The 17,414-nt window shown below is 74.0% G+C and carries 15 protein-coding genes, 2 tRNA genes and 2 pseudogenes; 11 read left to right on the top strand and 8 right to left on the bottom strand.

Annotated features, from left to right (window positions below):
- A pseudogene (locus NH342_RS16580) lies at positions 1–367 on the bottom strand (thiamine biosynthesis protein ThiF); the annotation flags it as partial.
- Positions 368–659: 292 nt separating this feature from the next.
- On the opposite strand from NH342_RS16580, the gene NH342_RS16575 reads away from it, so the two are divergent.
- A complete protein-coding gene (locus tag NH342_RS16575; RefSeq protein ID WP_253016329.1) occupies positions 660–1,208 on the top strand; it encodes a M48 family metallopeptidase in 549 nt (182 codons plus the stop codon).
- 9 nt (positions 1,209–1,217) lie between these two features.
- Here NH342_RS16575 and NH342_RS16570 read toward each other — a convergent pair whose 3' ends face one another.
- Positions 1,218–2,678, bottom strand: a complete 1,461-nt coding sequence (locus tag NH342_RS16570; protein ID WP_253016327.1) for a zinc-dependent metalloprotease — start codon at positions 2,676–2,678, stop codon at positions 1,218–1,220.
- 119 nt (positions 2,679–2,797) lie between these two features.
- Between NH342_RS16570 and NH342_RS16565 the strand changes: the two genes are divergently transcribed.
- The 5 genes from NH342_RS16565 to NH342_RS16545 all read left to right on the top strand — a co-directional run bounded on the left by NH342_RS16565 (position 2,798) and on the right by NH342_RS16545 (position 8,110).
- The gene (locus NH342_RS16565; protein WP_253016325.1) at positions 2,798–3,832 is read left to right on the top strand and encodes a PDZ domain-containing protein; all 1,035 of its coding nucleotides are present in this window, start codon (positions 2,798–2,800) and stop codon (positions 3,830–3,832) included.
- A 245-nt stretch (positions 3,833–4,077) separates the two neighbouring features.
- Entirely contained in the window at positions 4,078–7,071 is a 2,994-nt protein-coding gene (locus NH342_RS16560) for a UPF0182 family protein (protein WP_253016323.1), read from the top strand.
- A gap of 47 nt (positions 7,072–7,118) precedes the next feature.
- A tRNA-Met gene (locus NH342_RS16555) sits at positions 7,119–7,195 on the top strand.
- Positions 7,196–7,311: 116 nt separating this feature from the next.
- Positions 7,312–7,388: transfer RNA gene (locus NH342_RS16550), tRNA-Met, on the top strand.
- 83 nt (positions 7,389–7,471) lie between these two features.
- Positions 7,472–8,110, top strand: a complete 639-nt coding sequence (locus NH342_RS16545) for a thioredoxin domain-containing protein (protein ID WP_253016321.1) — start codon at positions 7,472–7,474, stop codon at positions 8,108–8,110.
- A gap of 24 nt (positions 8,111–8,134) precedes the next feature.
- Here the strand turns inward: NH342_RS16545 and nhaA are convergent.
- The 4 genes and pseudogenes from nhaA to NH342_RS16525 all read right to left on the bottom strand — a co-directional run.
- Positions 8,135–9,280: pseudogene (gene nhaA / locus NH342_RS16540) on the bottom strand (Na+/H+ antiporter NhaA); the annotation flags it as partial.
- Between the two features lie 94 nt (positions 9,281–9,374).
- The gene (locus NH342_RS16535) at positions 9,375–9,869 is read right to left on the bottom strand and encodes a VOC family protein (protein ID WP_253016308.1); all 495 of its coding nucleotides are present in this window, start codon (positions 9,867–9,869) and stop codon (positions 9,375–9,377) included.
- 37 nt (positions 9,870–9,906) lie between these two features.
- On the bottom strand, positions 9,907–11,043 hold the full coding sequence (locus NH342_RS16530) for a cystathionine gamma-synthase (RefSeq protein ID WP_253016306.1): 1,137 nt from the start codon (positions 11,041–11,043) through the stop codon (positions 9,907–9,909).
- Positions 11,040–12,452 (bottom strand): cystathionine beta-synthase, encoded by a 1,413-nt coding sequence (locus tag NH342_RS16525; RefSeq protein ID WP_253016304.1) that lies wholly within the window; start codon positions 12,450–12,452, stop codon positions 11,040–11,042. Before NH342_RS16525 ends, NH342_RS16530 begins: the two co-directional genes overlap by 4 nt.
- 99 nt (positions 12,453–12,551) lie before the next feature.
- Between NH342_RS16525 and NH342_RS16520 the strand changes: the two genes are divergently transcribed.
- The 4 genes from NH342_RS16520 to NH342_RS16505 all read left to right on the top strand — a co-directional run bounded on the left by NH342_RS16520 (position 12,552) and on the right by NH342_RS16505 (position 15,079).
- Positions 12,552–13,331 (top strand): aldo/keto reductase, encoded by a 780-nt coding sequence (locus NH342_RS16520; RefSeq protein ID WP_253016302.1) that lies wholly within the window; start codon positions 12,552–12,554, stop codon positions 13,329–13,331.
- Positions 13,328–14,320, top strand: a complete 993-nt coding sequence (locus NH342_RS16515) for an aldo/keto reductase (RefSeq protein WP_253016300.1) — start codon at positions 13,328–13,330, stop codon at positions 14,318–14,320. The genes NH342_RS16520 and NH342_RS16515 overlap by 4 nt, the downstream gene beginning before the upstream one ends.
- Positions 14,317–14,823 carry an XdhC family protein gene (locus NH342_RS16510; RefSeq protein ID WP_253016298.1) on the top strand — a complete coding sequence of 169 codons (507 nt, stop codon included), beginning with the start codon at positions 14,317–14,319 and terminating at the stop codon, positions 14,821–14,823. Before NH342_RS16515 ends, NH342_RS16510 begins: the two co-directional genes overlap by 4 nt.
- 73 nt (positions 14,824–14,896) lie before the next feature.
- Entirely contained in the window at positions 14,897–15,079 is a 183-nt protein-coding gene (locus NH342_RS16505; protein ID WP_253016296.1) for a hypothetical protein, read from the top strand.
- Here the strand turns inward: NH342_RS16505 and hisN are convergent.
- Positions 15,076–15,876, bottom strand: a complete 801-nt coding sequence (gene hisN / locus NH342_RS16500) for a histidinol-phosphatase (RefSeq protein ID WP_374209479.1) — start codon at positions 15,874–15,876, stop codon at positions 15,076–15,078. The two genes, NH342_RS16505 and hisN, sit on opposite strands and share 4 nt — an antisense overlap.
- Before the next feature lie 23 nt (positions 15,877–15,899).
- Between hisN and NH342_RS16495 the strand changes: the two genes are divergently transcribed.
- Positions 15,900–16,445: a DUF2087 domain-containing protein gene (locus NH342_RS16495; protein WP_253016294.1), complete on the top strand. Its 546-nt coding sequence runs from the start codon at positions 15,900–15,902 to the stop codon at positions 16,443–16,445.
- Here the strand turns inward: NH342_RS16495 and NH342_RS16490 are convergent.
- Positions 16,370–17,414: EAL domain-containing protein (locus NH342_RS16490; protein WP_253016292.1), on the bottom strand; the 1,045-nt coding region annotated here is incomplete at its 5' end. The two genes, NH342_RS16495 and NH342_RS16490, sit on opposite strands and share 76 nt — an antisense overlap.

Below are 17,414 nucleotides of genomic sequence, written 5' to 3'. Positions count from 1 at the left end.
CGCCCGAGCCGACCGCGTCGGCCACCTCGGCGGTGGTGCGCACCCGGGCGGACGGGGTGGGGGAGGTGGCCAGCAGGTCGGCCGAGGAGAGGTCGACGAGCCGGCCGCAGGCACGCAGCCCGGTGAGCAGGTCGTCCACGACGTCGGGGTCGAGCCGGGCGTCGAGGGCGGCGGCCACCACCGCGCCGGTCGTCCGCCCGCCGTCGAGACCGCGTACCAGGTCGGCCACCGCTGCCGCCGCCCCGACCGGCAGGGGACCCAGCCGCACCCCGGGGTCGCCGTCGGTGCCGCCGACCTGCACGGTGGCCGGGTCGACCCGCAGCACGGGGGTGCCCGGGCGGAGCAGGGGCCGGTCGCTGTCGGTCACGCCGGGCAGCGTCGCACCGCGCGCCGGTGGCCGGGCCCGTGCTCCACACCCTGTGGACAGGGCTGTGGAGCACGTGTTGAGCACTCGGCGTGGCGCTGTGCACGGAACGGGGACGGACCGTGGACACCAGTCGGGCGGCGGGTCCGCGTCACCCGTGCGTCGCCCGTCCGCGGCCGGTCCCGGGCCCCTGCCGGGTGTGGACGGGTGCCCGCGTCCACCGTCGGTGTGCACCTGCACCCGACCGGGTGTCGGCGGGGTGGGCGGCGCGGGTGCCGGTCGCTACGGTGCGTGCGTGCAGTCCACGTCCAGCTCCCGATCGACCCCGGGCCCGGTCGAGGTCCGGCGCAGTGCCCGCCGGCTGCGGACGGTGACCGCCTACCGGCAGGACGGTCGCACCGTGGTGCTCATCCCGGCGTCGTTCTCCCGGTCGGAGGAGCGCACCTGGGTGGACCGGATGGTCGCCAAGCTGGAGACCCGGGAGCGCCGGGGGCGCCGCACGCTGGGCGGGGACGAGGAGCTGATGGTCCGCGCCCGCGGGCTGTCGGAGGCCTACCTGGGTGGTGTGCTGCCGGCCAGCGTGCGGTGGGTGGACAACCAGAACCGGCGCTGGGGGTCGTGCACCCCGGCTGACCGCACCATCCGGCTGTCCAGCCGGCTGCGCGCCATGCCCGGCTACGTCGTGGACTACGTCCTGGTCCACGAGCTGGCCCACCTGCTGCAGCCCGCGCACGACGCCGCCTTCTGGGCGCTGGTGGAGCGCTACCCCAGGGCCGAGCGCGCGCTGGGCTACCTCGAGGCGGTCGAGGCCGGGGCCACCGACCCCGCCGACCCCGCCGGCTGACCGGTCCGGTCAGCCCGCCGCCGGCCCCCGTCCACCGTCGGCGTCGTCCCCGTCGGCGCGGCCGTCGGCGGTTCCGCCCGCCTCGTCCGACGAGCTGTCCGACGAGCCCTCGGGAAGGTCCCCGGCGGAGAGGTCGAGGCCGGCGGTGAGCCGGTCGAACTCGTCGTCGGAGTCGGAGCGGCGACCCTGGCGGCCGACGAAGTCCAGCGGCTCGTCCAGGTCGTCGGCGGTGGGCAGCAGGTCCGGGTGCGACCACAGGCGGTCGCGCGCCTCGCTGCCGTGCTGCGCGGCCATCGCGCCCCACACCGCCGCCGCGTCGCGCAGCCGCCGGGGCCGCAGCTCGAGGCCGACGAGGGTGGCGAAGGTCTGCTCTGCCGGCCCGCCGGAGGCCCGACGGCGACGCATCGTCTCGGCGAGGGCCCCGTGCCCGGGCAGCCGCTGACCGGCGGCCTCGGCGACGACGACGTCCACCCAGCCCTCCACCAGCGCCAGCAGCGTCTCCAGCCGGCGCAGCGCCGCCTTCTGCTCCAGGGTCTCGGCGGGCTCCAGGACGCCGCTGCCCAGCAGCTGCTGCAGCTTGTCGGGGTCCTGCGGGTCGAAGCCGCCCTCCATGCCGCCCATCGCGTCCTCGAGACCGCGCTGGATGGCGTCGGCGTCGACGTGGATGCCCCGGGCGTACGCGTGCACGGCGTCGGTGAGCTGCTGGCGCAGCCACGGCACGTGCGCGAACAGGCGGTGGTGGGCGGCCTCGCGCAGCGCGAGGAACAACCGGACCTCCTCGGCCGGGCGGTCCAGGCCCTCGCGGAAGGCGTCGACGTTCTGCGGCACCAGCGCGGCCGTGCCGGCCGGGGCCAGCGGGAGGCCGACGTCGGTGCTGGTGACGACCTCGTCGGCGAGCTTGCCCAGGGCCTGGCCGACCTGCGCGCCGAACATGACCCCGCCCATGCGGCCCATCACGCCCGACAACGGCCCGGCCATCGCGGCGGCCTCGGCGGGCAGCGCCGAGGTCATGGCGGCCACCACCCGCTCGGCGAGCGGATCCACCAGCGCACCCCACGCGGGCAGGGTCTGCTCCAGCCAGTCGACCCGGGACCAGGCGACGGTCCGCTCGATGCCCGAGGGCAGCTCGGTCACCTGGTCCAGCCACAGGTCGGCCAACCGCAGCGCCTCGGTGACCTGCGCCTGCTCGGCGGCCGAGGTGGGCTGGTGCCCGGCGGCCAGCTGGCTGATCGCGCCCTGCCGGGCGAGGTCCCAGTTGACCGGCCCGCCGGACCAGGTCATGAGCTTCTGCAGCTCGGCGAACAGCGGCATCTTCCCCAGCAGGTCCTCGGGCGACCCACCCCCGGCGCCGCCGAACAGCGCGCCGAACCCGAACGGGTCGCCCGGGTTCTGGCCCCCGCCCTGACCGCCCTCGTCGCGGCGCTGCGGGTCGCGGTCGGCGGGTCCGAAACCGAAGGGGAGGTCGCTCATGGTCACCACGGTAGCCGCGCCCGGCGTCCCGGGCGGGCCGCACAGCAAGCCCTGGGCGAACACCGCACCGGCACCGATGCGCAGGCCCGGGGCGGACGGGTCACCTACTGTCGGCCCCCGTGAGCCGTCGTGTGACCGTCCTGGTGGCGGGTGTGGTGCTGCTGCTGGGGTTCGGCCTGGTGGGCACGCTCGTACCGGTGCCCTACGTGGCACAGGTCCCGGGGCCGACCTACAACACCCTCGGCGACCTCGACGGCGAGCCGATCATCAGCGTGGACGGCCGCGACCGCAACGAGGTCAGCGGCAACCTGAACCTGACGACGGTCGGGGTGCCGCAGCGCCCGCTGACCCTGGTCGGGGCGGTGCAGGGCTGGTTCAGCAGCGAGGTGTCGGTGGTGCCCCGCGACACGGTCTACCCGCCCGACCAGACCGTCGAGGAGACCCAGCAGCAGAACCGGCAGGCCTTCCTGACCTCCGAGCAGTCGGCGAACGCCGCGGCCCTCGGCGAGCTCGGCTACCCGGAGAAGGTCGTCGTGCAGAGCGTCGCCGACGGGTCGCCCTCCGCCGGCCAGCTGCAGGCCGGCGACGCCATCGAGGCCGTCGACGGGACCCCGACCCCCGACACCGACACGCTGGACTCCGTGCTGACCGCCCTCCCGGTCGGCACCGCGACCACCGTGGACTACACCCGGCTGGGCCAGCCGGGCACGGCCACGATCACGACCACCGGGGGCAGCAGCCGACCCGGGTCCTTCCTCGGCGTCGGGGTGCTCCAGACACCCTCGGCCCCGTTCACGGTGTCCATCCGGGTCGACGACGTCGGCGGTCCCTCGGCCGGCCTGATGCTGACCCTGGGGATCATCGACCTGGTCGGCGACACCGACCTGACCCAGGGCGCGGTCATCGCCGGCACGGGCACCATCGACGCCGGCGGCACGGTCGGCCCCATCGGCGGCATCCCGCTGAAGATGATCGCCGCCCGCGACATCGGGGCGCAGCTGTTCCTGGTGCCCGCCGACAACTGCCAGGAGGCGCTGGCCAACGCCCAGCCCGGCCTGCCCATGGCCCGGGTCGCGACGCTCGAGGACGCGCTGACGGCGCTGCAGACCTTCCGCGACGGCGGCACGCCGACGCCCTGCACCGCCGGGGACTGACCCGGGACCGACGCAGCCCGCCACCACGTCGCCGGGCGCCCAGGCATCCGTGGTGTGCTTGGTGCCGACCCGGGAACCCGGGGGCGCCCGCACGAGTTGAGCAGTCGTCCCCCGCCCAGGTTGCCCCTCGCACCTGTCGGGCGGCTGTCGGTCACGGACCCGGATGCTGTGCACCCGGTCGCGGCGACAGCGGGACGACGACAACGCTCGAACGAAGGAGCCCGCCCGTGACCATGCGGCCACCCGTGCCGGTGCCGACCCTGTCCCGGCGCGCCAAGCTGGTCATCGGCGTCATCGCCGTCCTGCTGGTGCTGTTCACCGTCATCGGCACGCTGACCAACGTCTACGTCGACTACCTCTGGTTCGACGAGACCGGGTTCACCGAGGTGTTCTGGACCGAGCTGCAGACCCGCGCGCTGCTGTTCGCCGTGGCCGGGGTGGCCACCGGCGGCCTGGTGGCGCTGTCGGTGTACCTGGCCTACCGCTTCCGGCCGACGTTCCGGCCGATGAGCCTCGAGCAGCAGAACCTCGAGCGCTACCGGCAGTCGCTGGAGCCGCGCCGGGTGGCGGTGCTCAGCGCGGTCGGCGTCGTCCTCGGCCTGTTCGCCGGGTTCACCGCCCAGGGCAGCTGGGAGACCTGGCTGCAGTTCCGCAACGGCACCGACTTCGGCACCACCGACCCGCAGTTCGGGCTGGACAACGGGTTCTTCGTCTTCGACCTGCCCTTCTACCGGCTGGCCCTGGGCTTCGCGTTCGCGATCGTCATCCTGTCGCTGATCGGCTCGCTGCTGACCCACTACGTGTTCGGCGGGCTGCGGCTGCAGACCCCGGGCCAGAAGCTGTCGGGCGCGGCGCGGGTGCAGCTGTCGGTGCTGCTGGGCGTCTTCGTGGCGCTCAAGGCCGTGGCCTACTGGCTGGACCGCTACAGCACGGTCTACTCCGACCGCGGCGGGGTGTTCACCGGCGCCAGCTACACCGACGTGAACGCGCTGCTGCCGGCCAAGACGATCCTGGTCTTCGTCGCGGTGATCTGCGCGATCGCGTTCTTCGCCAACATCGTCGTCCGCAACTTCGCGCTGCCGGCCGCCTCGCTGGTGCTGCTGATGCTGTCCTCGCTGGTCATCGGCGTGGCCTACCCGGCGATCGTGCAGCAGTTCGTCGTCCGCCCGACCCCGGACGTGCGCGAGGCGCCCTACATCGAGCGGGCGATCGCGGCGACCCGCCAGGCCTACGACGTCTCCGACGTGCAGTACGTCAACTACGCGCAGAACCAGACCGGGGACAGCGCCAGCGACGCCGACGCCGCCCAGGCCGCGGCCGAGTTGGCCGGGTCGCCGACGGTGGAGAACATCCGCCTGCTCGACCCGAACGTGCTGGCCCCGACGTTCACCGCCCTCCAGCAGATCCGCAACGTCTACGGCTTCCCGGACCGGCTCGACGTCGACCGCTACACCATCGACGGGGTGACCCAGGACTACGTGGTCGCCGTGCGTGAGCTCGACCAGTCCAACCTGTCGGACAACCAGAGCAGCTGGATCAACCGGCACACCGTCTACACCCACGGCAACGGGTTCGTCGCCGCGCCGGCCAACCAGGTCAGCAGCGGGTCCGGCGAGGGCGGCCAGCCGAACTTCACCACCGGCAACCTGCCCACGACCGGCAACATCCCGGTCGACCAGGCGCGGATCTACTACGGCGAGCTGCTCAACGACAACGGCACCGACGTCTACTCGGTGGTCGGCAAGACCGACGGCGAGGCCGACCGCGAGTTCGACCGGCCCGAGTCCGGCGACGACCAGGGCCAGGTCAACTCGACCTACGACGGCACCGGTGGCGTCGCGATCGGCAGCTTCTTCCGGCAGCTCACCTTCGCCATCTACTACCGCGAGCGGAACTTCATCCTCTCCGGAGCGGTCAACGACAACTCGCGCGTGCTCTACGTCCGCGACCCGCTGAACCGGGTGGAGAAGGCCGCACCGTTCCTCACCGTGGACGGCGACCCCTACCCCGCGGTGGTCGACGGCCGGGTGACCTGGATCCTCGACGGCTACACCACCTCCGACGCCTTCCCCTACGCCGAGCAGATGGAGCTGGGCGAGGCCACCACCGACGCGCTGACCGGCACCGGCACCGGCACCACGCCGCTGCCCAACGACACGGTCAACTACGTGCGCAACTCGGTGAAGGCCACGGTCGACGCCTACACCGGTGCGGTGACGCTGTACGCCTGGGACGACCAGGACCCGGTGCTGCGGACGTACATGAACGCCTTCCCCGGCATCATCCAGCCCAAGTCGGACATGTCCGACGACCTGATCAGCCACGTGCGGTACCCCGAGGACCTGTTCAAGCTGCAGCGCGACATCCTCACCCGCTACCACGTCAGCGACGCCGGGGACTTCTACAACCAGAACGACCGCTGGCGGATCCCCACCGACCCGACCAGCAACACCGACGCCGCGCAGCCGCCGTACTACATCCTCAGCCAGCGGCCCGGCGATCCCGGCGCGACGTTCCAGCTGACCAGTGCGCTCAACGCCTTCCAGCGGGAGAACCTGTCGGCGTTCATCTCGGCGTCGGCCGACCCGGCGTCCTACGGCGAGCTGCAGGTGCTGCGGTTGCCGGGCAACACGCCCTACCAGGGCCCGGGGCAGGCGCAGAACGCGATGACGTCGAACAACCAGGTCCGCACCGACCTGACCCTGTTCGACAGCGACAACTCCCGGGCGGTGTTCGGGAACCTGCTGACGCTGCCGATCGGCGACGCCGGCCTGCTGTACGTGGAACCGCTGTACGTGCAGAGCCAGGCGGCGAACTCCTTCCCGCTGCTGCAGAAGGTGATCGTCAACTACCAGGGCCGGATCGGGTACGGCGACACCCTCGCCGAGTCCCTCGACCAGGTCTTCGGGGCCGGCGCCGGGTCGGCGGCACCGGACAGCGGTGGCACCGGCAACGGCGACACCGGCGGCGACCAGACCACCAGTCCGCCGTCGACGTCCGCACCGGCGACGACGAGCCCACCGGCGGACGGCGGGGGCGCCGTCGACGCCTCGACCGCGCAGGCCGTGGCCGCGATCCAGCAGGCCCTGCAGGACCTGGCGAACGCGCAGCGGTCCGGTGACTTCGCCGCGGTCGGGCAGGCCCAGGCAGCGCTGGCGAGCGCGGCGGCGGCGTTCGAGGCGGCGCAGTCGGCGGCCTCGGGCTCGGCGTCCAGCGCGCCGGCCAGCCCGACGGGGTGACCCCGGTGGGACCACCCGCCCCGGCCGGGGTAGGGTGGTCCCACCGACGCGGGGTGGAGCAGCTCGGTAGCTCGCTGGGCTCATAACCCAGAGGTCACAGGTTCAAATCCTGTCCCCGCTACCAGCCACGAAGGCCCGGACCGACGAGGTCCGGGCCTTCGTCCGTTCCACGGCGGTGTCCACCGTCACCCGCCCCCGGTTCGACGCGGCCGCGATCGCGGGGTAGTGTTCTGCATGCGACGCGGGGTGGAGCAGCTCGGTAGCTCGCTGGGCTCATAACCCAGAGGTCACAGGTTCAAATCCTGTCCCCGCTACCACCACGAAGGCCCGGACTCCTCGGAGTCCGGGCTTTCGTCGTCCCGGGGAAGACGCAGGGCCCCCGGTCCGGTTGGGTGGGGTCGTGAGCGACCCCTTCGCCGTCCGGCCCGACGACCACGTCTACGGCGACCCCGCCGCCCCGGTCACCGTGCTCGAGTACGGCGACTTCGAGTGCCCCTACTGCGCGGCGGCCGCCCCCGTGCTGCAGGCGCTGGTGGACGGCTCCGGCGGCGGTGTCCGGCTGGTGTTCCGCAACTGGCCGCTGCCCGACGTGCACCCCTACGCGCTGACCGCCGCGCTGGCCGCCGAGGCCGCGGCCGACCAGGGCCGGTACTGGGAGATGCACCACCTGCTCTTCCGCCGGCAGGAGCACCTCACCGACGCCGACCTGGTCGGCTACGGGCAGGAGCTGGGCCTGGACACCCGCACCCTGGTGGGGGAGGCCGCCCAGCCCTACGGCGACAAGGTGGAGGCCGACTTCGCCACCGGGGTGGCCCTCGGGGTGCCCGGCACGCCGACGGTCTACGTCGACGGCCAGCTGTTCAGCGGGCGGCCGGACCTGGCCGCGCTGCGGCGGACGATCGGGGCGGCCTCAGACCCGGGGGGCCAGCCAGGGGCGGGGCGGCAGCGACGGGGGCTCCTCGGACGCCGGCGAGCACAGCGGGAAGCGCTCGCCGAGGGTGCGCAGCAGGACGGTGCCCAGGACCGCTGCGGTCAGTGACCCGAGCAGGATCCCGATCTTGGCCTGCTCGCGCAGCAGCTCGTCGTCGAAGGCCAGGTCGGTGATGAACAGCGAGATGGTGAAGCCGATGCCGGCCAGCGTCGCGCCGGCCATCAGGTGGGACCAGCGCACCCCGCCGGGCAGCACGCCCCAGCCGGTGCGCAGCGCCACGAACGCGCCCAGCGTGATGCCGACGGCGTTGCCGGCGACCAGCGCGACCGCGACGCCGAGGGTGACGGGGGAGGTCGCCGCGGCGCGCAGCGTCTGTCCGTCGAGCACGACACCGGCGTTGGCGAGCCCGAAGACCGGCACCACGAGGTAGGCCGTGTACCGGTGCAGCGACTCCTGCAGCCGGGCGCCCGCCGGCACGGTGGAGGCGACGGCGAGCTTGGTCGTGCGGGCCTTGACGGCGTCGGGGTCCTCGCGCAGGGCGCGCCCGAAGGCCGCCGTCCGCTCGACCTCCTTGCGGCTGGGCGGCCGGGCCGGCAGCAGCAGGCCGACCAGCACCCCGGCGAGCGTGGCGTGCACGCCCGACTCGTGGACCGCCAGCCAGAGCGCGACACCGGTGAGCACGTAGGGCGTGAGGGTCCAGACGCCCAGCCAGCGCAGCAGCACGAGGACCAGGACCAGGACGCCGGCCACCGCGAGCGCGGGCAGCACGATCTCGTCGGAGTAGAACAGCGCCATCACGGTGATCGCGCCGATGTCGTCGACGATGGCCAGGGTGAGCAGGAACAGCCGGAGCCGGTCCGGGCAGCGCGGGCCGAACAGGGCCAGCACGCCGAGCACGAACGCGGTGTCGGTGCTCATCACGATGCCCCACCCGTGCGCGGCGTCGCCCGAGGGGTTGAAGGCGAGGTAGACCAGCGCCGGGACCGCCAGACCGCCGAGGGCACCCAAGGCGGGGGCGGCGACGGAGCGCCGGTCGCGGAGCTCGCCGGTGGCCACCTCGCGGGTGATCTCCAGGCCCACGACGAGGAAGAACAGCGCCATGGCGCCGTCGTTGACCCAGTGCCGCAGGTCCATCGACAGGACGGCGTCGCCGACGCCCAGGCTCGCCGTGGTGGACCAGAAGCTCTCGTAGCCCGCCGCCCAGGGCGAGTTGGCCCAGGCCAGCGCGAGCAGCGTGCCGACCAGCAGCAGGGCCGACCCGCCGGCCTCGGTGCCCATGTAGAGCTTCGAGGACGGCGACAGGGTGGGCACCGAGACGCGCAGCGCCGGGCCGGGGCGGGGTGCCTGGGTCACGGGCCCACCAACCGATCTCTCAGAGGACGTGTTCCCCGTACATCTCACCCAGCGGGTCGGCGATGAGCTCGATGCGGGCCCCGTCGGGGTCGCGGAAGTAGACCGACACGCCGGAGTGGACCACGTGCTCGACGCCGGCCTCGGTCAACCTCGCCACCAGGGCCTCCCAGCGGGCCGGCTCGACGCTGATCGCGACGTGGTGCAGCCCGCCGAGCACCTCGGCGTAGGGGCCGACGTCCAGGCCGGGGAAGTCGAAGAACGCCAGCAGGTTCTGGTGGCCGATGTCGAAGAAGAAGTGCGTGCTGCCGGGGTAGTCGCGGTTGTCGATGAGCTCGGTCAGCGGGAAGCCGAGCACCCCCTGGTAGAAGGCGATGGTGCGCTCGACGTCGCCGCTGATCAGCGCGGTGTGGTGCAGCCCGCGGGCGGTCGAGGCCGGCCGCTCACCCGCCGGTCGCAGGTGCTCCGCACGCAGCCGCTGGCGCGTCGCCTCGATGGCGTCCAGGTCGATGGTCATGCGTTCAACCATCCCACCGCCGTCAACCCGTCGCCGCTCAGCGCAGCATCTGGTCCAGGTCGGCGAGCAGGTCCTCGACGTCCTCGATGCCGACGCTCAGCCGGACCAGGTCGGCGGGGACCTCCAGGGCGCTGCCGGCGACCGATGCGTGCGTCATCCGGTGCGGGTGCTCGACCAGGGACTCCACCCCGCCCAGCGACTCGGCCAGGGTGAACACCTGCGCCCGCTCGCAGACCGCCAGCGCGGCCTCCTCGCCGGCCCGCAGCCGGAAGGACAGCATCCCGCCGAACCCGGACATCTGCCTCGCCGCCACCTCGTGGCCGGGGTGGGAGGGCAGGCCCGGGTAGAGCACGGTGGACACCGCGGGGTGCTCGACGAGGAACTCGGCCACCCGCGCAGCGTTGGCCTGGTGCCGGTCCATCCGCACGCCCAGGGTCTTGATGCCGCGCAGCACCAGCCAGGCGTCGAAGGGCCCGGCCACCGCGCCCATCGCGTTCTGGTGGAAGGCCAGCCGCTCGCCGACCTCGGCGTCGGCGGCCACCAGTGCGCCACCCACCACGTCGGAGTGCCCGCCCAGGTACTTGGTCGTGGAGTGCACGACGACGTCCGCGCCGTGGGTGATCGGCTGCTGCAGGTAGGGCGAGGCGAAGGTGTTGTCCACCGCGAGCAGGGCGCCGTGCTCGTGCGCCAGCTGCGCCAGGGCCGCGACGTCGGCGATGCCCAGCAGCGGGTTGGTGGGCGTCTCGCACCACACGAGCTTCGTGGTCGGGCGGAACGCGGCGCGGACGGCGTCGAGGTCGGACAGGTCGACGGGGGTGTGCTCGACGCCCCAGCGCTGCAGCACCTTGCTGATCAGCCGGAACGTGCCGCCGTAGGCGTCGATCGGGATGACCAGGTGGTCGCCGGGGTCCAGCACGGTGCGCAGCAGCGCGTCCTCGGCGGCCAGCCCGGAGGCGAACGCCAGCCCCGTCGCGCCCTGCTCCAGCGACGCCAGGGCCTCCTGCAGCGCCGTGCGGGTGGGGTTGGCGCTGCGGCTGTACTCGTAGCCGCCGCGCAGCCCGCCGACGCCGTCCTGCTTGTAGGTGCTGGTCAGGTGCAGGGGGACGACGACGGCGCCGGTGGTCGGGTCGGGCTCCTGGCCGTCGTGGATGGCCCGGGTGTTGAAGCCGCTCATGCCGTCACCCCGGCCGTGCTCCCGGCCGGCACGCCGGCGAGGTGGCCGAGCACGTCCTGGCGGGTGACGACACCCGCCGGCTTGCCGTCCTCGTGCACCAGCAGGGCGTCCGCGTCGCCCAGTGCGGCGACGGCGGCGGAGACCGGCTCCCCGGACCCGATGATCGGCAGGGGCGCGCTCATGTGCCTCTCCAAGGTGTCCGACAGGGACGCCCCGCCGGAGAACAGCTTGTCCAGCAGCGTCTTCTCCGCCACCGACCCGACCACCTCGCCGGCGGTCACCGGCGGCTCGGCCCGCACCACCGGCATCTGGCTCACGCCGTACTCGCGCAGGATGTCGATGGCCTCGCGCACGGTCTCGGTGGGGTGGGTGTGCACCAGCGCGGGCAGCCCGTCGGTGCCGGACTTGGCGCGCAGCAGCTCGCCCACGGTCTCGCCGTCGGCTGCCTCGACGAAGCCGTAGTCGGCCATCCAGGCGTCGTCGAAGATCTTGCGGAGGTACCCGCGGCCGCTGTCGGGCAGCAGCACCACCAGGACGTCGTCGCGGGTCAGGCGCTCGGCCACCCGCAGCGCGGCGACGACGGCCATGCCGCACGAGCCGCCGACCAGCAGGCCCTCCTCGCGGGCGAGGCGGCGGGTCATCGCGAAGGAGTCGCCGTCGCTGACCGCCACGACCTCGTCGGCGACGGTCTGGTCGTAGGTCGAGGGCCAGAAGTCCTCGCCCACGCCCTCGACCAGGTAGGGCCGGCCGGTGCCGCCGGAGTAGACCGAGCCCTCGGGGTCGGCCCCGATGACCTGCACCTTCCCGCCGGAGGCCTCCTTGAGGTAGCGCCCGACGCCGGAGATGGTGCCCCCGGTGCCCGCGCCGGTGACGAAGTGGGTCACCCGGCCCTCGGTCTGCGCCCAGATCTCGGGGCCGGTGGTCTCGTAGTGCGACTGCGGGTTGGCCGGGTTGGAGTACTGGTCGGGCTTCCAGCCGCCGGGGGTCTCCCGGGCCAGCCGGTCGGACACCGAGTAGTAGGAGCGCGGGTCGGCCGGGTCGACGGCGGTGGGGCACACCACGACCTCGGCGCCGTAGGCCCGCAGCACATTGATCTTGTCCGCGCTGACCTTGTCGGGGCAGATGAAGATGCACCCGTACCCGCGCTGCTGGGCCACGATCGCCAGGCCGACGCCGGTGTTGCCGCTGGTCGGCTCGACGATCGTGCCCCCGGGCTGCAGGGCGCCGGACTTCTCCGCCGCGTCGACCATCCGGACGGCGATGCGGTCCTTCACCGAACCGCCCGGGTTCACGTACTCGACCTTGGCCAGCACCAGCGGGGCGTCGGGCCCGAGGTGGGCGGTGACCCTGTTCAGCCGGACCAGCGGGGTGTTCCCGATCAGGTCGACGACGGACTCGGCGTACTGCACGGGAGGTCCTCCAGCGGGGGCAGCGGGGTGGCCGGGGTCCCCGGCCACCTGCGACCTTCCCACGTGTCGTCCCGCCCGGTCGCGGGCAGGTCGGTGTGCATGACACAGCCCACCGCTGCACTGCCCGGGGGCGGCGCGATGCCGCTGCTCGGGTTCGGCACCTGGCAGATCACCGGCAGCGCCTGCACCGACGCCGTCCGGGCCGCCCTCGACGCCGGCTACCGGCACCTGGACACCGCCACGATGTACCGCAACGAGGCCGAGGTCGGCCGTGCGCTCGCCGACTCCGGGGTGGACCGGGACGAGGTCTTCCTGACCACCAAGCTGCCCCCGGACCGGGCCGGTGCCGCCGGGCCCACCCTCGACGCCTCGCTCGCCGCGCTCGGCGTCGACGCCGTCGACCTGTGGCTGGTGCACTGGCCCACCGGCGGGGACGACGTCGCGCTGTGGCGGGATTTCCTGGCCGCCCGGGACGCCGGGAAGGTGCGCGACGTCGGCGTCAGCAACTTCTCCCTGGCCCAGCTCGACGAGCTGACCGACGCCACCGGCGTCACCCCGGCGGTCAACCAGGTGCGCTGGGCGCCGGCGCTGTTCGACGCCGACCTGCTCGAGGGCCACCGGAAGCGGGGGGTCGTGCTGGAGGGCTACAGCCCCTTCAAGAGCACCGACCTGGCCGACCCGGTGCTCGCCGAGGTCGCCGACGCGCACGGCGTCACCCCCGCCCAGGTCGTGCTGCGCTGGCACCTGGACCACGGCGTCGTCGTCATCCCGAAGTCGGCCACACCGGAGCGGATCACCGCCAACGCCGACGTGCTCGGCTTCTCGCTCACCGACGACGAGCGCGCCCGGGTGGACGCACTGGGCAGGATGGGGTCATGACCGATCGACGCATGCTGGGCGAGCTCGAGGTGTCGGCGCAGGGACTGGGCTGCATGGGGATGAGCCAGTCCTACGGGGCGGCCGACCGCACGCAGTCCCTCGCCACCCTGGACCGGGCGCTGGAGCGCGGCATCACCTTCTGGGACACCTCCGACGTCTACGGCGACGGGCACAACGAGGAGTTGGTGGGGGAGTCCCTGCGCGGCCGGCGCGACGCCGTGCAGCTGGCCACCAAGTTCTCGCTGTCGCGCCACGACGGCGGCGGCATGCGGATCGACGGCCGGCCGGAGAACGTGCGGGCCCGCTGCGAGGACAGCCTGCGCCGGCTCGGGGTCGACACCATCGACCTCTACTACCAGCACCGGGTCGACCCGCAGGTGCCCATCGAGGACACCGTCGGCGCGATGGCCGAGCTGGTGCGGGCCGGCAAGGTCCGGTACATCGGGCTCAGCGAGGCCTCGGCCGACTCGGTCCGGCGGGCGTCCGCCGTGCACCCGATCACCGCGCTGCAGAGCGAGTGGTCGCTGTGGACGCGTGACCTGGAGACGTCGGGCGTGGCGGACGTCGCCCGCGAGCACGGCATCGGCCTGGTGCCGTTCTCCCCGCTGGGCCGGGGCTTCCTCACCGGTGCGATCACCAGCCCCGACGACTTCGACGACGACGACTTCCGCAAGGACCACCCGCGCTTCCAGGGCGAGGCCTTCCGGGCCAACCTGCGGCTGGTCGACGCCGTCCGGGGGATGGCGCAGGAGAAGGGCGTCACCGCCGGGCAGCTCGCGCTGGCCTGGGTCATGGCGCAGGGCGAGGACGTCGTCCCCATCCCCGGCACCAAGCGGGTGGCCTACCTGGAGGAGAACGCCGCGGCCGGCGACGTCGAGCTCACCGCCGACGACCTCGCCCGCCTCGACGCCATCGCCCCGCCCGGGGTGGCCGAGGGCGGCCGGTACGCCAACGCCGGGTACGCCTACGGCGACAGCCCCGCGCGATGAGCGACCCGAACTGCGGCGTCGCGCACGGGGAACCGGCAGCGCCGGCCACTGACCGCGTCCTGGTCGCCGTCTTCGCCTCGCCGGTCGCCGCGGCGCTGCTCCGGCTCGGCGCGGAGTGCGGCTTCGCCCCGGTGCTCGTCGACCCGTCCGGCCAGGAGGTCGACGGGCTCCCCGACGGCACCACGGTGCTGCGGGAGGTCCCGGCCGACCCGCACGCCGACGTCGTCGTCTGCGACCACCACCGCGACGAGCTCGGCGAGGTGCTGCGCGACGCGCTGGCCACCGACACCCGGTGGATCGGCCTGATGGGCAACCCCCGGCACGAGGGCCCGCACGTCGCGGCGCTGGCCGCGCTCGGGGTGCCGCCGGAGGAGGTCGCCCGGGTGCACCGGCCGATCGGGCTGGACATCGGTTCCCGGGCCCCGGCGGAGATCGCCGTCTCCACGCTCGCCGGGTTGCTGGCCGACCGCAACGGCCGGTCGGGCGGGCAGCTCGCGCGCTGAGCGGAACGGCCGGCCGCGTGCCACCGTTGTGACCCCTGAGCGGACCCGCAGGCAGGTCCGAGGAACCCGGAAGGTGACCCCCGTGGCATCGCTGATGAACAAGATCACCCAGTTCGCGAAGAGCCCCCAGGGGCAGCGGGCGATCCAGCAGGCCACTCAGAAGGCCCAGCAGTTCGCGAAGGACCCGAAGAACCGGGCAAAGATCGACCAGCTGCGCAGCAAGCTGCAGGGCGGCGGCGGGAAGGGCGCCCGCTAACCCTGCCGGTCCACCGCCAGCGCATCGAGCACGGCGGCGTGCAGGTGGCCGTTGGTGGCCACCGCGCTGCCGCCGGCCGGGCCGGGGGTGCCATCCACGTCGGTGAACGAGCCCCCGGCCTCGCGGACGACGACGTCGAGCGCGGCCATGTCCCACAGCGACACCTCGGGCTCGCAGGCGACGTCGACCGCGCCCTCGGCCACCATCGTGTAGCTCCAGAAGTCCCCGTACGCCCGGGTCCGCCACACCGACCGGGTGAGGCCGAGGAAGGCGTCCAGGCGCTCGCGCTCCTCCCACCCCGACAGCGACGAGTAGGACAGCGAGGCGTCGCCCAGGGCCGCGACGCCGGAGACGTGGCAGCGGGTCGCCGACTCCAGCCGCCGGCCGGTGTAGGCGCCCACGCCCGACGCGGCCCACCAACGGCGGCCCAGCGCCGGGGCGCTGACCATCCCCACGACCGGGGTCTCGCCGTCCAGCAGCGCGATGAGCGTGGCCCACACGGGGACGCCGCGGACGAAGTTCTTGGTGCCGTCGATGGGGTCGACGACCCAGCGGCGCGACCCGTGGCCGGTGGTGCCGTACTCCTCGCCCTGCACCGCGTCGCGGGTGCGGACCCGGGCGAGGGAGGACCGCAGCTGCTGCTCCACCGCCCGGTCGGCGTCGGTGACCGGTGTCAGGTCGGGTTTGGTGTCCACCACGAGGTCCTGCGCCTTGAAGCGCTCCATGCTGATCGCGTCGGCCTGGTCGGCCAGGACGTGCGCCAGCTGCATGTCCTCGGTCCACCCGCGCCCGGTCACCCCTGCAACCTAGCCTGGGGGGTGTGACCGAGCCCGACGCGGCGAAGCTGGTGGGCCTGCTCGCCGACCCCGACCGGCTGGCCGTGGTGTCGGCGCTGGCCCTGGGCGCTACCGACATCGGTGGCGTGGCGGCCGCGACGGGCCTGTCGCAGACCGCGGTGGCGCTGGCCGCCCGCAGGCTGGGCCGGGGAGGTCTCATCCGGCGGGACGGCGCCGCGCTGCAGCTGCGCGCCGAGCTGTTCGCCGCCGCGGCCCGCGCCGCCGGGGAGCACCGGCCGCGGCCGGTGCCGCTGTCGGCCGACCCGGCGGTCGACGCCGTCCTGCAGGCCTTCGTGGTCGAGGGCCGGCTGGCCTCGATCCCGGCGCACCGGGGCAAGCGGCTGGTGGTGCTGGACCACATGGTCGCGGTCTTCGAGCCGGGGGTCCGCTACCCCGAGCGCGAGGTCAACGCGCTCCTGGCGGTCTGGCACCCCGACACCGCGGCGCTGCGCCGCTACCTGGTCGACGAGGGGTTGCTCAGCCGCGCCGACGGGGAGTACTGGCGCAGCGGCGGCACCGTCGAGGTCTGATCGGTGCGGCCCAGCAGTTCGGCGAGGCCCGCGACGGGGGAGGGCCGGTGCAGACCGAAGCCCTGCGCCAGCTCGCAGCCCAGCTCCCGCAGCAGGTCGGCCTGCTGGGCGGTCTCCACGCCCTCGGCGACGACCAGCAGGTCCGCCCCCTCCGCCAGCGCGACCACGCTGCGCACGAGCCGGGCCCGCCGGGCCGAGGTGGTCACGGTGGCGGTGAAGGTGTGGTCCAGCTTCAGGTAGTCCGCGGGCAGGGTATCCAGGCGGGCCAGCGAGGAGTAGCCGGTGCCGAAGTCGTCGATGGCGACCTGCACCCCCAGCTGCCGCAGCGCGCGCAGGGCGGCCCCCGCGACCGGCGAGTCGGCCTCGACCAGGCTCTCGGTCACCTCCAGGACGGTGGCCGAGGCCGGCCAGCCGGTGCCGGCCAGGATGGCGCCGACGACGGCGGGGAAGGCCGGGTCGCACAGCTGCTGGCCGGAGACGTTGACGGTCAGCAGCAGCCGGCGTCCCGTCGCGGCGCACAGCGCGGCCATCTCGGCGCAGGCCTGCCGCATGACCACCTCGCCGAGGGCGCCGACCAGGCCGTGCTGCTCGGCCAGCGGGATGAACCGGGACGGGCTGACCGGACCGAGCACCGGGTGCTCCCAGCGGGCCAGGCTCTCCGCCCCGACGACGGTGCCGTCGGTCAGCGACACCACCGCCTGGTAGTGCACGGTCAGCCCGATGCGGGCGGTGCGGCTTGTCACCAGCGCGGTGCGCAGCTCGGGCAGCAACGGGTCGGGCTGGGCGTCGTCGAGGACGGCCCGCCGCGGGCTGGTCGACCGGGCCCGCGCCAGCGCGGCGTCGGCGCGGCGCAGCAGGGCGGCCGACGTCTCGCCGTCGTGCAGCAGGGCCACCCCGGCCGCGGTGGCCACCGTCGGCAGGGCCGCCCGCAGCTGCTCGACCACGGCCAGCGTGACCGGGCCGTCGTGG

Source organism: Klenkia sp. PcliD-1-E (assembly GCF_024124375.1).
GTDB lineage: Bacteria > Actinomycetota > Actinomycetes > Mycobacteriales > Geodermatophilaceae > Klenkia.
The sequence above is the reverse complement of the archived record's forward strand: the minus strand, read 5'-3'. Positions and strand labels throughout refer to the sequence as shown.